The organism is Clostridium sp. (genome assembly GCF_050717635.1).
Taxonomy (GTDB): domain Bacteria; phylum Bacillota; class Clostridia; order Clostridiales; family Clostridiaceae; genus Clostridium_AD.
In genome coordinates, this window is record NZ_JBOITO010000003.1 from 25803 (window position 1) to 41620 (window position 15818).

Annotated in this window: 11 protein-coding genes; 10 read left to right on the forward strand and 1 reads right to left on the reverse strand. The window is 31.5% G+C overall.

What is annotated here, in order from left to right:
* Window positions 1–109: 109 nt before the first annotated feature.
* Window positions 110–1396 carry a L,D-transpeptidase family protein gene (locus tag ACREWB_RS01705; RefSeq protein ID WP_431545753.1) on the reverse strand — a complete coding sequence of 429 codons (1287 nt, stop codon included), beginning with the start codon at window positions 1394–1396 and terminating at the stop codon, window positions 110–112.
* Between the two features lie 350 nt (window positions 1397–1746).
* Between ACREWB_RS01705 and ACREWB_RS01710 the strand changes: the two genes are divergently transcribed.
* The 10 genes from ACREWB_RS01710 (at window position 1747) to ACREWB_RS01755 (ending at window position 15731) form a co-directional block, all read left to right on the forward strand.
* Window positions 1747–2664, forward strand: coding sequence for a ketopantoate reductase family protein (locus ACREWB_RS01710; RefSeq protein WP_431545754.1), 918 nt, complete (start codon window positions 1747–1749; stop codon window positions 2662–2664).
* Between the two features lie 100 nt (window positions 2665–2764).
* Entirely contained in the window at window positions 2765–4129 is a 1365-nt protein-coding gene (locus ACREWB_RS01715) for an MATE family efflux transporter (protein WP_431545755.1), read from the forward strand.
* A gap of 107 nt (window positions 4130–4236) precedes the next feature.
* Window positions 4237–5766, forward strand: coding sequence for a methyl-accepting chemotaxis protein (locus ACREWB_RS01720; RefSeq protein ID WP_431545756.1), 1530 nt, complete (start codon window positions 4237–4239; stop codon window positions 5764–5766).
* Between the two features lie 247 nt (window positions 5767–6013).
* Window positions 6014–6295 carry a YbaK/EbsC family protein gene (locus tag ACREWB_RS01725; RefSeq protein WP_431545757.1) on the forward strand — a complete coding sequence of 94 codons (282 nt, stop codon included), beginning with the start codon at window positions 6014–6016 and terminating at the stop codon, window positions 6293–6295.
* A gap of 476 nt (window positions 6296–6771) precedes the next feature.
* On the forward strand, window positions 6772–8199 hold the full coding sequence (locus tag ACREWB_RS01730) for an aspartate ammonia-lyase (RefSeq protein ID WP_431545758.1): 1428 nt from the start codon (window positions 6772–6774) through the stop codon (window positions 8197–8199).
* A 91-nt stretch (window positions 8200–8290) separates the two neighbouring features.
* On the forward strand, window positions 8291–9571 hold the full coding sequence (locus ACREWB_RS01735; RefSeq protein WP_431545759.1) for a dicarboxylate/amino acid:cation symporter: 1281 nt from the start codon (window positions 8291–8293) through the stop codon (window positions 9569–9571).
* Between the two features lie 168 nt (window positions 9572–9739).
* Complete coding sequence (locus tag ACREWB_RS01740; protein WP_431545760.1) at window positions 9740–10915, forward strand: site-2 protease family protein; 1176 nt, start codon at window positions 9740–9742, stop codon at window positions 10913–10915.
* 68 nt (window positions 10916–10983) lie between these two features.
* Complete coding sequence (locus ACREWB_RS01745; protein ID WP_431545761.1) at window positions 10984–12342, forward strand: FAD-dependent oxidoreductase; 1359 nt, start codon at window positions 10984–10986, stop codon at window positions 12340–12342.
* 180 nt (window positions 12343–12522) lie between these two features.
* Window positions 12523–13209, forward strand: coding sequence for an ABC transporter ATP-binding protein (locus ACREWB_RS01750; RefSeq protein ID WP_431545762.1), 687 nt, complete (start codon window positions 12523–12525; stop codon window positions 13207–13209).
* A 14-nt stretch (window positions 13210–13223) separates the two neighbouring features.
* Window positions 13224–15731, forward strand: a complete 2508-nt coding sequence (locus ACREWB_RS01755) for an ABC transporter permease (protein ID WP_431545763.1) — start codon at window positions 13224–13226, stop codon at window positions 15729–15731.
* Window positions 15732–15818 lie beyond the last annotated feature (87 nt).

Consider the following 15818-nt stretch of genomic DNA (forward strand, 5'->3'; position numbering starts at 1 on the left):
TAATTTATTCGATATATATCTATTATAATAACTCATCTTTATTAAAGTAACAATAAAAAGTAACAATAATATGTTAAGAAAAATGAGGCGACTGTATGTCGTCTCATTTTTAATTGTAACAAACAATAGGAGTACCTGGCTCAATATTATCAAAGATTGCTTTTGCTAAATAGTGTGGTGAATTTATACAACCATGTGAACCGGATGTTTTATATATCTTTCCTCCAAAGGAACTTCTCCAGTTTGCGTCATGAATTCCTATACCTCCGTTAAAGGGCATCCAAAAGGTAACAGGAGCAGCATAATCAGCACCCCTTAGGACGGCATCCTTTTGTTTGTATTTTAATTTATAAATACCTGATGGTGTTTTATGATTAGAGCTTACATTTCCTGTAACAATATCTCCTTGTGATATTAGAGAACCATTTTTATAAAACCATAAATGCTGGTTTGTAAGATCTATTTCTACGTAGGTATTCCCAATATCATTGTTGCCATGAGATACGGCAGTTTGAATGTATTCTGGGTCTTTTTTTATAGTTTTTCCTTCTTTTAGTGCAGTAATTAAAGCCGACGTTTCATTAACTTTATTAATGGACCAGCCATAATCACCACCGCCAACATTTTTTGTCTTTCCTTGTGATGTAGTAAAATTTCTCATATCGCCAATGGTATTATGATTTTTAGAAAGTACATCTACGTAGTTCTTGACTTCGTCCTCATTAAATGTGACTTTAAGATTCTCATCAACCGTAAGCCACTTATTTATTGTAGAACCATCTAAAATCTCTTTATGCTCCCCAAAAGTATAGGTGATTTTTGAAAAAACATATTTGTTAAGTATGTTTAATGCATCAATAGTTTTCTGTGAATTTGAAGTAAATGTCGGCTTAACATAGCAATTAATTGACTCCAAATCTATTGTAGTTTCTTCTTTAAGGATTGCAGCAGTCACGGAATCATATAAAATATCACTACTTACCTTAGTTCCATCTACTTCAGCTACAATTTCATAGCCTTTATCAGTATACTTAAAGCTAGCATTTTTAGGTTCAACTATGTTGCTGCTATCAAAACAAGAAAGCGTGTCCAATCGTTTTTTTAATAGTAATTTATCATATTTAACGCCTTCTGTCATTTGAGAATCTTCTCTATTAAAAACTGCTAAAACCCATTTATAAGGATTCTGTTTATTTTTAAAATTATTAAATTGTCCATCAGAATTATAACTTAACCCGACTTCATCCCCTCTAATTTGTTCTTTTTTACCTCCTCGTTCTATTAGATTTAAAGCATAAGTATGAAGCTGTGATGCCAACTTTTCATTTGCTACCTCCACATTTTCACCTGAAACGCTAATACAATTTATTGAAGAACCAAAATAAAAATGATTCATAAAAAATATTGCCATCCCAAGATATATAGCAAGTAAAGTCCAAAGAGAAATTATAATACCTATAACAATTTTGTTATGTTTTTTTAATAACCTTATTATTGGATTTTCTAGTTCGCTATTCGTAATGCTCCCCCTTAATAAAATTAGTGCGTGCTATTTTTGTGACTACATTTCAGTATATGCATACGTTTAAGCAAGTGTTCATATTTCATTTTATGTGCTAACTTTCGTATTTAAAACAATTATTAGTAATATTATTACAAACTTTGGTAGGCAAAGATTATACTTATAGTTTATAATAAAAACAATATACCGAAGTAATAATTCAGATAACAGGAGTGAGAGCAAGTATGGAAATTAAAACAGTATCAATTATAGGACTCGGGGCGCTAGGAATATTATTTGGAAATCATTTATCCAAGAGAATGACAAGTGGAAATTTGCGAATCATTGCTAGTGAGGATAGAATAGAACAATATGAAAAAAACAATGTATATTGTAATGGCGAACTTTGTGTGTTCAAGTTTATTACCCCTGAGGAAATATGCGAACCAGCAGATTTGATTATTTTTACAGTTAAATACAGCGGTCTCACAAATGCTATACAAGCTGTTAAAAATCAAGTAGGAGAACACACTATTATTTTGTCTGCATTAAATGGAATTACAAGTGAGGCTATTATTGGTGAAACTTATGGGATGGATAAAATCTTATATTGTGTTGCACAAGGCATGGATGCAGTTAAAGAAGGAAATGAATTAACATATCATAATATGGGGATGCTCTGCTTTGGAGAAGGAGAACCAGGCATTGTATCACAAAAGGTAAAGAGAGTTTCTGAATTCTTTGAAAAAATGGAAGTTCCATATGAGGTGGATATGGACATGTACAAGAGACAATGGGGCAAGTTTATGCTAAATGTTGGCGTAAATCAAACAGTTGCGGTATATGAAAGTGATTATGGTGAAATTCAAAGGGAAGGAGAAGCAAGAAACACAACAATTTCAGCTATGAGAGAGGTTATAGCACTGTCCAAAAAGGCAGGTATTAACTTAACGGTATCAGATTTAAATTATTGGCTTAAGATATTAGGAACATTGAACCCAAAGGGAAAACCGTCAATGCGCCAGGATATGGAAGCAAAACGCTATAGTGAGGTGGAGTTATTTGCTGGTGAGGTACTGAGATTAGGTGATAAATATGGTATGTCTACACCTGTAAATAGAATGCTATATGATAAAATTAAATTTATAGAAGATAAGTACTAAGATAAGAAATAGCATTTTTTATCTTAGTATGTTGTTCATTAAAATACATTCAACTAATATACTTAATAATAGTAATTGATTTTTGTGAGGTATATTATGTATGGTGAATAGAGAAATAACCAATGAAGTCCTTAATACTTCGCTACCGGTAGTTGCGGAGATAACAATATATACATTAATGTCTATTTTCGATTTAATGATGATTGGGAGATATGGTGGAAATATAGCAGTAAGTGCTGTTGGATTAAGTAACAATTTAACAAATTCCTTTATTGGAATATTTATTTCGGGTGGAGTTTGCATAAGTATAGTTTCACTGGTTTCTAGATTAGTAGGTGCAAAGCAGTTTAAAAATGCTGAGAAGTTCGCTACCATAGGGTTTATTTTAGGTGCTTTCATATGTTTGATCATTACCATATTAATCTTTACCTTTGGAAAACAGTTTCTTTATGTACTTGGAGCAAGGAATAGTGTTTTAGAAATGGGATACTCATTTATAAAAATAAATTCTATAGCTATATACTTTTGTATGAATATGAGACTTTTAAATTCTATTTTAATAGGATACGGAAATACTTTTATACCATTCATATGTTCATTAATTGTAATTTCTTTTAAAATAGCTTTGAATTATTTATTAATTTTTGGAATCATGTTTAAGGCAAGGGGTATAGAAGGTGCTGCTATAGCTTCTACTATTGCATATTCGTGTGGTTTTATATTTTCATTTTATTATGTTATTTCAAAGTCTAAAATTAAAGTTAAATCCTTTTTTATCTTTAGAATTTCGCCTAAAGATATCAAAAGAATATTGTCGTTAGCTATTCCGTGTTCATTAGAAGAGGCAACTTTCAGTATTAGCAAACTTATATGTGTTGCTATTATAATTAAATCAGGCAGTATTTCCTTTGCAGCTGATGAAATAGCTAATATGGTAGAAGGGATTTCAGTTATGCCAGGTATTGGATTTGGGTTAGCGGTAATTGCTATAGTAGGACTTAATACAGGGAAAAAAGATTATAAGAAGGCAAAAAAAGCTACATATAAATGTGCTTTATATGCTGTATTTATGATGAGCATATTTGCAATAATATTCTTATTCATGTCAAATATTCTGGTAAAATTTTTTATAAACGAGAATGAAAAGAAAGTTGCCTATTTAGCTGGAAGATGTCTTGCTATAGGAGCATTAGAGCAACCGTTTATAGCTATTTCACTAGTCTTTGCAGGTGCATTAAAAGGTGTAGGAGACGTTAAAAGTCCGTTTTTTATTTCTTGTTTTACAAGTTGGGCTATAAGGTTGCCATTAACATATTATTTTATAAATGTTTTAAAATATCCAGTTACAGCGGTATGGTGGATTACAGCGCTACAATGGGGAGTAGATGCACTCCTTATGTTTATCCTCTTTAAATACAGATTTAATAAATTATCAAAAGAGTCAATAGGCCGAAGTCTAAAATAAAAAAAATATTTTAAATAAACAAAATATTTTGAAGGAAAATTACTATTTATATCGAATTATAATAGTTATCACTAAAATTCTATTATAGAATCGAAGGAGTGTTTAACATGGCCAAAAAAACAACAATCATTTTAAACTGTATAATTGTATTTGAGACAATTAGTATGTTTTTTCTAAATACACTACTAGCAAGTTTGTTCTTATTTATAGGGATCATAGTTAATTTTCTTATTTATTCGAGTTCAAAGCAAAATGACACAAAGACAGAAATAGATTTAGTAAAAGCAGCAAAAAATGATTCGTTGATACTTACAGAAAAAACACCTTCTATAGTGAAAAATTTAGTCGAATTTATGGCTAATCTAAACAGAGCATTATTAGTATCTTCTTGCCAAGGTATTAAAGTAATGAAAAGGCTAGTTACAATATCGTCCGAACTTAAGGAAGCCTCTGGAGAAATAACACAAGCAATAAGTGATGTAGCTGATGACATGGGGGAGCAACAAGGTAAAGTAATAGAAATATCTAATTTGCTTGAAAAAATAGCCTCTTATGTGAATATTCAAAGTGATAAAGTTGATAATGCTTTTAAGGTTAGTCAAAACGCTAATGTGCAAGTTGAAAATTGTAATGAGGCATCTAAATCAATGAATAATCAAATGTTTGAGATTAAAACATCAGTAGACAATGTTGTAGAAATTTCTGATGGATTAGAAAAGAAATCTTCTGGAATAAATAACATAGTTGATTCGATTTTAGAAATTGCTGATCAAACTAATTTACTTGCACTTAATGCCGCTATAGAAGCAGCTAGGGCAGGAGAAAGTGGTAGAGGGTTTGCGGTAGTTGCGGATGAGGTGAAAAAACTTGCTGGCCAAGCAAAAGATGCTGGATCTAATATCATTAAGGTAACAAAGGGTATTCAAGATGATATAACATTATCACGAAAAATGATGAATGAAGTGCAAATAAAAACCGAAATAGGGGCTAACATTACCAAAAATACTATTTCAGCATTGTCTGCAATTTATGATATTATTGACACTGTTTCAAAAGAGTTTAAAGAAGTAAAGAAAACAAATGAAATTTTATGCGAAAATAACCAACAAATAAAGGGATATATAGAACAACTTGCAGCTATTACAGAAAAAACGTCTGCTGTTAGTGAGGAAATAAGTGCATCTTCACATGAGATGACAAGTTCACTTATAGGCATGGATACATTAGCTAATGAAGCATTTGCAGAAAGTTCGTTTCTTCAAGAAAAAATATCAGAAAGAACTATAAATGTAGAATCCTTATTAGAAATTGGTAGACACCTTCAAAAAATTGATATTGACAGTGATCTTAAGCAAAGTGATTTGGATACTCTTAAAAATAAATTAGGTTGTGATTCAGTTTCTATAACTGATGAATTCGGAACAATTTATATTTCATCAAGTGTAAGTGATATTGGATTCAATCTGTGTGGATTTAGTGCTGAAGATAAGGATGTACTTGAGAAAAGGAGAGAGTGTTTTGTAACTCCCCTTATTAAAGCGGAAATGACAGATAGCTTCTGGAAGTACCTAACATTTCCTAGACTTAAAACAAAAGGCATTATTCAATATGGATTTCTAATAGACAGATTTATCTAATGAAATCAACATAGGCAGTCAGAGTGATACATCACTTTGACTGCCTATTATATTTGGCGATTACTCCCATTTTATTGTCTCTAAATGTTATAAAATTTGTTATATTGTTTAATATTTAAAATATATGTTATCATATAGGATGAAAGCAAGATATAATTCATATCGTAAGGGAAAATCGTTGTGTATAGAATGGATATAAAGAATCGTTAATATTAAATAAGTCTAAATAAAGAAAGGATGATAAATTATGGCTATAGATAAAGTGCAAGAGTATTTTAAAAAATGGGGCAAGGATAAAGACATTTTAGAGTTTGGATCCTCTAGCGCTACAGTTCAACTTGCAGCAGAAACCTTAGGCATTGAGGAAGCAAGAATTGCTAAAACTATTTGTTTTAAAGATGGAGCGGGTGCTATGCTAATAGTTACGGCAGGTGATGCAAAAACAGATAATAAAAAATTCAAGGATGAATTTGGGTTTAAAGCAAAGATGTTAACACCGGAGGAAACGCTGGGATTTACCATAATATAAGACTTTTATAATTTTAAAAAAGAATTGTAAAAATTAAAGTGTAAACAGTTACAAAGTGAGTTATTAACACGTTAATTCATTCATTGTTGTGACTTATGTATTTAAATAACAATAAGCATCAGTGCTAAAGAGCTAACCTATAGTCATAGGTTAGTAGCTCTCTAGCACTTATTCTTTTATATATAGTAATTATTTAGATGAAACATACAACTTAATTTAACGGTAAACTTGCAATATTCAAAATATTGAGAATATTCATTTAGATTGTTTATTCTAAATATGCCATAGATGAATTGAAATTTATTTTGCTTTATTTAACCATTTAAAGTACGGTATATAGCCAAACATACAAGGAGAATTAAACTTGGAATATATTTTGCACCCTGTTTATTATACTTTGAAATATTGATATAAATTTGACAAACTATTTATAAGTGGTACTATTAGTATAATATAGTAAATGAGGAGGAATTGTTATGAATAAAATATTGCAAAACTTTAGGGTGGAAAGTGATTCTTGTGGTTCTAAAAATGTACCTATAAAAGCATATTATGGAGTTCAATCATTAAGAGCAGCAGAAAACTTTAATATTACAGGTAAAAAGATGCACAAAGAATTAATAATTAGCCTTGCCGAGGTAAAAAAAGCAACAGCTGTAGCTAATAATGAAGCGGGACTTATGAGCAAAAAGGTTAGAGATGCCATAATTCAAGCATGTGATGAAATTATATCTGGTAAACTACATGATGAATTTATAATTGATTCCATCCAAGGTGGAGCAGGTACATCGGGAAATATGAATGCAAATGAAGTAATTGCTAATAGAGCAAATGAAATATTGGGCGGTAAATTAGGTGTTTATGATAAAGTTCATCCCAATGATGATGTAAATATGGGACAATCTACAAATGATGTATTTCCAACAGCAGGAAAGATGGCAGCTCTAAAACTTATTCCAAGAACCTTAGATGAGTTAAGAAAACTAGATGATGCTCTTATAGAAAAGTCAAAAGAATTTGATGATGTTATTAAAATGGGAAGAACTCAAATGCAAGATGCTGTACCTATTAGATTAGGACAAGAATTCCATGCATATAGTTCAGTAATAAAAAGAAACATTGCTAGACTAGAAAAAGCTAGCGAAGGTCTAAAGATTGTAAATATGGGCGCTTCTGCCATAGGAACAGGAATAAATGTAGATATAGAGTATTTTGAAAAAATTGTACCAGCGATCAATAAAGTTGTTAATCTAGATTTACATCAAGCAGAAGATTTAGTAGATGGAACACAAAATATAGATGTTTTTGTAGACGTTTCCTCAGCTCTTAAAGTTTGCGCAGTAAGTCTTTCTAAAATATCAAATGACTTAAGATTAATGTCTTCAGGTCCTAGAACGGGTTTTGGAGAAATAAATCTTCCATCAAAACAAAATGGATCATCCATAATGCCAGGAAAGATAAATCCTGTAATTCCAGAAGTTATGAGTCAAGTATCTTTCAATATTATAGGAAATGATATGACTATAACTATGGCAGCAGAAGCTGGACAATTAGAACTCAATGCTTTTGAACCAGTTATATTCTATAAATTGTATGAATCTATAGAAACATTAGCTAATGGAGTTAATACTCTTAGAGAAAATTGTATTGAAGGTATTACTGCTAATAGAGAAAGATGTAAGCTTTTAGTAGATAATAGTGTAGGTATAATTACAGCAATAGTGCCACATGTAGGATATAAGGCAGCTGCTAGAATTGCAGATAAAGCCATTGCAACAGGCGAATCTGTAATTGAACTTGTCCTTAAAGAGAGCATATTAACGAAATCGCAACTTAACGAAATACTAGATACAGTAGCAATGACTGAACCAGGAATAGCAGCTAAGCATTTAATGGCTATATAGAGTATACTATTAATTCAATATATAAAAAATTTTAATAGCTGGTTGTGGTATTCCATAACCAGCTATTAAACTATACAAAGGAGGAGTATGTATGCATATGAAAAAGTTAAGTTTAACTACAAAGATACTTGTTGCTCTAGTACTCGGAGCAATTACTGGAATTATTGTTTTTCAATTTCCAAGTGGAGTTATTAAAGATACGATTTTAATAAATGGTGTATTTGAATTAGTAGGACAACTCTTTTTAAGAGGAATAATGATGCTTGTAGTTCCCCTAGTATTTATTTCCTTAGTAAATGGTACGGCAAGTATGGGAGATATAAAGAAACTTGGTAGGGTAGGTGGTAAGACTGTAGCGTTTTATTTAACTACTACAGCAGTATCTATTGCTATTGCACTATGCTTAGGTTATCTTATAAAGCCAGGAGCAGGACTAGATTTAACAACGGCAAAAGCAATAGAAACTACAATTGCTACCAAAACACCATTGGTACAAACGTTATTTGAAATGGTACCGAAAAATCCGATTTTAGCTATGGCTGAAGGGAATATGCTCCAAATCATTGTATTTGCTGTATTGAGCGGTGTAGGATTATCCTTGTTAGGAGAAAAAAGTAAGATATTAATTACTTTTCTTGAAAGCTTAAATGATTTAATTATGAAGTTAGTAGAAATAGTTATGAAATTTGCACCTATAGGTGTGTTTGGCCTTATAGCTAAAACTTTTGCTACTGTAGGATATTCAGCTATGATTCCATTAATGAAATATATTCTCACCATATATTTAGGTCTATTACTTATTTCAATAATAGGATATGCCGGTCTTTTAAAAGGTCTTACTGGATTATCTATAAAGACATTCTATAAGAAGTTTTTCCCAGTTATGTCGGTTGGGTTTTCAACGGCTAGTAGTAATGCAACAGTACCAGTAAATTTAGATATATGCGAAAAAAGATTAGGAGTTTCAAAGGGAATTGCTGCTTTTACAATTCCACTAGGTGCAACAGTTAATATGAATGGTACTGCAATTATGCAGGGTGTAGCTACGTTTTTTGTAGCTCAAGCATATGGTATTCCGGTAACTATAAGTATGATGTTAACAGTGGTTTTAACATCAACCATTGCATCTATTGGCACAGCAGGAGTACCTGGTGCTTCTATAATAATGCTATCTATGGTGTTTGTGTCTGTAGGTCTTCCCTTAGAAGGAATTGGTCTGATAATGGGTGTAGATAGAATTGTAGATATGGGCAGAACAGTTGTAAACATTACTGGAGATGCTATTTGTACTGTTATTATAGCTAAGCAAGAAGGGGAATTAGATGTTGATGTGTTCAATGATGAAAAAAGAGAGTTAACTAAGAGTGCATAAACTTATGAGAATAAAAATCCTGCTAACTTTTATAGTTAGCAGGATTTTTTTAATGAATAAAATAGAAAGGTGTAAGAATAAAAAAGTTGTGAAAGTATGACAGCATTCGCCTATATTAGCAAAGCTAATGTGATAGAATTAGTGTAATGAAATCACGGGAGGGTTATAATGATTAAAAAAGAAAAAACTATAAAACGTAAAGAAAAAAGTAACATATCATCTATAATGATGTTTCTTGTTATTGGCGCAGCATTTGGTGCGGCCATAGGTTGTGGTTCAATTACTTATTTTGAGAATTTTATGAGTGAGCATGTTAAGAGTAATAATATATTTATGGAGTTACTTAAAGTCTATGGGTTAATCGTTATATTCATTATAGGATACTTAATACACATAATTATACATGAAGCAGGTCACCTTATTTTCGGACTTATGACAGGATATTCTTTTGTATCTTTTAGAATTGGTTCTTTTACTTTGATAAAGGAAGATGGAAAGCTAAAAAGTAAAAAATTTAACATACCAGGTACAGCGGGGCAGTGTCTTATGATGCCTCCAGTTTTGAAGGATGGCAAGTACCCCTTTGTTATATATAATTTTGGCGGAGTTATAATGAATTTAATAGTATCTATAGCAAGCATATTAGTTGTAGTTTTTGTACAAGCAGTGGCATTTCCACTAGATGCTATACTAGTATTAACTTCTGCAGGTGGTATAATGGCAGCACTTACAAATGGAATTCCATTTAAAATAGATGGAGTTCCTAATGATGCATATAATGTACTATCAATAATTAAAGATGAGGAAGCTAGAAATGGATTTTATGTTCAGCTTAAGGTTTATGGACTTCAAGCTCAAGGTATGAGAATTAAGGATATGCCCCTTGAAATGTTCAAACTCAGTGTGGGTTCAGATCTTTGTAACCCATTAAATACTGCGGTTAGATTGATGGAGTATACTTATCATTTGGATAATATGGATTTTGACAGTGCAAAGCAAAGTATTGATTCTTTTATCCCTCATATTGATAAATTGGCTCAACTATTTAAAAGAGAAATTAATTGTGAGCGAATGTTTATTGAACTTGTTGGAAGGTGTGATAGGGATTTTATAGATGATTTATATGATAAGAATCTTAAAAAATATATAAAATTAGCAAAATTTATGCTTGGTAAGAAAAGACTTCTCATGGCTTATGAAGGGTTTTATAATGATGACAATGAAAAGGCTTTAAAATATTATGAAGAGGCTAAAAAGTTAGCTAAGAAATGTCCTTCAAAGGGTGAGGCTGATATGGAACTTATGCTTACAGAGTGGATTAAGAAAGCACTGTCAGAGGTATAATAACTTAGCATTTCATTAAAGTGAAATTTAATGAAATGCTTTTTATTGGTTAGAGTTCAAAATTAGATATGAGTAATAAAAACACAGCTATTGCAATAGAATTTAAAGGAAGCAAAACCTATAGATGTATTGTAAGGGAGGCAAATATTTTGAAAGTTATAGTAATTGGTGGTGGATGGGCGGGTTGCAGCGCTGCAATCACAGCAAAAAAAGCTGGGGCAGAGGTAGCGTTATATGAAAGAACAGATATGCTTTTAGGGCTTGGTAATGTAGGTGGTATAATGAGAAACAATGGAAGATATGCTGCAGCAGAAGAAATGATAGCACTAGGCACAGGAGAATTAATAAATTTGACTGATCAAAATAGTAAGCATAAAAACATAGATTTTCCAGGTCATAAAAATGCTTGGCTTTGCGATACAAACAAGATTGAACCAGCAGTGGTAAAATATTTAAAAGATATGGACATAGAAGTAAATATGATAGCAAGAGTAGTTGATATTAAAATAGAAGACAACAAAATAAAAGGAATATATTTATCCGATAAGAAGTATGTGGAAGCAGATGTATTTATAGAAACTACAGGTTCAACAGGGCCTATGAATAACTGTACTAAATATGGCAACGGATGTGTAATGTGTGTTTTGAGATGTCCAACTTTTGGTGGAAGAGTAAGTATAAGTAGTAAAGCAGGCATTGAGGATTTAAAAGGGGAAAGAGAAGATGGAGGATATGGTGCTTTCAGTGGCTCTTGTAAACTAGCTAAGGGTTCTTTATCAATAGACATTGTAAAGACACTAGATGAAGTAGGTGTGGTGGTTATACAAGTTCCAAAGGAGGATGTAAATTTAGACAAACTTAAACTAAAGGTATGTCAGCAATATGCACTAAAAGAGTTTGCTGAAAATATAATTCTAATAGATACAGGGGATGTAAAACTTATGACTCCTTATTATCCATTAGAAAAATTAAGAAAAATAAAAGGACTTGAAAATGCAAGATATATAGATCCATATTCAGGGGGAGTGGGAAACTCCATAAGATATGTATCTATAGCGCCAAGGACAGACGATATGAAGGTTTTAGGTGTTGATAATCTGTTCTGCGCAGGTGAGAAGGCTGGTTTATTTATAGGACACACTGAAGCGATGATAACAGGAGCTTTAGCTGGCCAAAATGCGGTAAGAAACTATCTGGAATTGCCTCTTTTGATATTACCGAGAGCACTAGCTGTTGGAGATATAATAGCCTATGCAAACGAAAAGATAAAAACTAAAGAAGGAAGGATAAATAGATATACTTTTTCGGGAGCAGAGTACTTTAAGAGAATGCAGGAAATAGGACTTTATATTTTGGATATAGATAAAATTAAGCAAAAGGTAGAAGGTTTAAATTTAACTAATATATTTAATGAAAAATTTATATAGATTAAAGATCAAGCTAAAATATTGTCAATAGGTGTAATTTTTTTCTTTTCTTAAAAAGGTTATCTTACAAAACTGTAAGATAACCTTTCTTATTTGTAAGCGTCGTGATATGGAGTGTGAAGGAAGCATGCAGTATAATATGTTTATAGTGATGAGAAAACAAGAAAAGGGGAGATATAAATGGAAGTTTTAAAGGTTGAAAATTTAACTAAAACTTATGGAAAAGGTGAAAATAAGGTAGAGGCACTTAAAAATATTAATTTTTCAGTAGATAAGGGTGAATTTGTAGCAATTGTAGGAGCATCGGGTTCTGGAAAAAGTACACTTCTTCATTTGTTAGGTGGTCTAGATAGACCAACAGATGGCAATGTAATCATTGATGGCGAAAGCATTTACGACTACAAGGAAGAAAAACTTGCAGTATTTAGAAGAAGAAAGATAGGTTTTGTATTTCAGTTTTATAATCTATTACCTATATTAGATGTGGAAGAGAATATAGCTCTTCCAGCACTACTTGATAATGATAAGGTGGATAAAATATATTTAGAAGAACTTATAAAAGTACTTGGATTAAGCGAGAGAAGAAATCATCTCCCTTCTGAACTTTCAGGAGGCCAACAGCAAAGGGTGTCAATTGGTAGAGCAGTATTCAATAAGCCATCAATAATACTTGCAGATGAGCCCACAGGGAATCTTGACAGTAAAAGTTCAAAAGATGTTATAGAATTATTGAAGTTTACGGCTAAAAAATATAATCAAACATTAATACTTATCACCCATGATGTTAATATAGCAGCTATGGCAGATAGAATTGTAACCATTGAAGATGGCGAAATAATTGCTGATAAGTGTTTGAAAGTAAGCTAGGAGGAGGATAAAGGATGATTACAAGTTATAAAAAGCTAACAGGGATATATTTAAAGAAAAACAAGAAAAGAACAATACTTACAATCATAGGAATAATGTTATCCGTTGCTCTTATATCGACAATAGGGTTGTTTTTTAATGGAATGCAGGAAGCTCAGATACAAGATGCTAAAAATAGCGGAGGATCATTTCATTTAGCATTTCTAAAAGCGGATGATAAGTTGGTTTCAAAGATAGTTAATAATCCTAAAGTTTCTAGAAGTGGGTTTTTTAATCAAAGCGAGGAAATAAAGATAAGCGATAAATTAGTAGTTAACATAATAACAGCAACAGATAAGGGCTTAGAACTTTTTCCTTATAACGCAAAGCAAGGGAGACTACCAGATAAAGAAAATGAAGTGGCAATGGAAAAGTGGGTATTATCATATATAGATAAAGACGTTAAAGTAGGAGACAAAATTAAAGTTATAGATAGTGAATATACTCTTGTTGGAATACTCGAGGATAATATACAAAATCAGTTAAATGGTAACGGACTAATTTTATCTAAAAATAATAATATTCGCAAAGAAAATGCATCATTACTCGTAGAAGTAAGCTCAAAGACAAACTTAAAAAATGCCTTGCGAGAATTAAGACAGCTAGGGGAGCAAGAATCCATTAGGGAAAACAGCTACTTGATACAAATGCAGGGAGCGGGGGAATCAGGTTCAGGACTTGGCGGCTTATATATAGCTCTTGCAATAATAATTGGAATAGTTTTAATAGCCACAATAGCTGTAATATACAACTCATTTCAAATAAGTGTTGTAGAGCGAATTAAACAGTTTGGGCTTTTAAGAGCAGTGGGAACTACTCCAAGGCAAATTAGAAAAATTGTCCTAAGAGAGGCAACAATACTATCAATAATAGCTATTCCACTAGGGCTCATATGTGGAATTATAGCTATCGGTGGGATAAGTATTGCGTTTAAATTAATTGGTGTAGATTCAGTTATGCCTATAAAAATTTCAGTATCACCTATGATTTTATTAATAAGCGCAGCAGTAGGCCTTGCATCAATATATCTATCAGCACTAGTGCCAGCATACTTTGCAGGTAGAATTTCACCACTAAATGCTATAAGCGGTAGAACATCAATAACAAAGGAGAAAATAAAGAGAAGAAAAAATGTAGTTATTCAAAGAATATTTGGGTTTGAAGGAGCAATGGCGGCTAAAAACATAAAAAGAAATAGAAAAAGATATAGAATAACTGTTTTTTCAATAGTAATAAGTGTGGTGTTATTTGTCACATTTAAATCCTTTATGGATATGACACTAAATATATCCTCGGATCTTAATGAATCAAAAGATATTCACTTTTCGGTTGTAAAAAGTAACGGGGGTACTACAAAAAACATAACTATAGACAAGCAAATTGAAGATGAAGTTAGAGAACTTAAATCAGTTGATAAGGTATATAAAGTATATGATCCATACATTTTCAATATGGAAATTAATAGTAATAGCGAAATTAAAGAAATACAAAATATAGGCGATATATACAAAAAAACGACTTTAGCTGGAGTTAAAAAAACCCTTATGAAAAGTTGTATTATAATTTATGATAAGGATTCTTTAGAAGTTTCTAAAAAGTATTTAGAGTCAGGAAATATTGATATAGAAAAGTTAAACAGCGGAAATGGAGTGATATTGTATAAGAAATATAGATTACGCAATAAAAACACACAAAAGGATTATTTTGGACCACTAGCAGATATAAAAGTAGGGGATGAAATAGATTTACAATTTACGGGTGAATGGCGTGAACCTAATAAAGTAAAAACAGAATTTAGTAATGGTAATGTTCAAAAGGTTGTTGTTATGGCAATTCTTGAAACTTCTCCTTTTAACAATATGCAAGTAAATAATAACTTGAATATTATTACAAGTGAGGAGATGGGAAAGAAATTAATAGGTGTGAAGGAGATTAAACCTGTAAACTTAAACATAATTCTTAAGGACATAAACAATGAAGATATAGGGAAAATAGGAATAGAAAATATCATAAAATCAAACGCCTCTTTAATGGTAATAAATAATATTGATAGTAATAGAAAAACGAAATCCATATTATTAATGATAAAAATATTATTGTATGGATTTGTATTGGTAGTTTCCTTAATAGGTAGTGTTAATATTGTAAATACCTTAACAACAAATATTATCCTTAGAAAAAGGGAGTTTGCTACATTAAAATCCATAGGGCTAACTCAAAAGGGCTTAAAGAAAATGATTGTGCTAGAAGGACTTCTTTATGGCATAGTTGGTGCCATATATGGTTCAATAATAGGCTGTGGGATATCCTATCTATTGTTTAAATCCATGGGGGATGTCAGAGAATTTCGATGGAATCTGCCTTGGAATGCAATAGCTACGGCAGTAACTGCAGCTATTATAATAGGGTATTTGTCAGTGTTATCACCTCTTTCAAGAATTAAGAAAGAAAACCTAATTGAAGCAGTTAGAGAAGATTATTAATTAATAATCTTCTCTTTTCCAGTTTTTATCTATAAGTTTGCTTTAATTTAACCCATAATTGAGGTATTATTAAGGTGTTAATTGTTT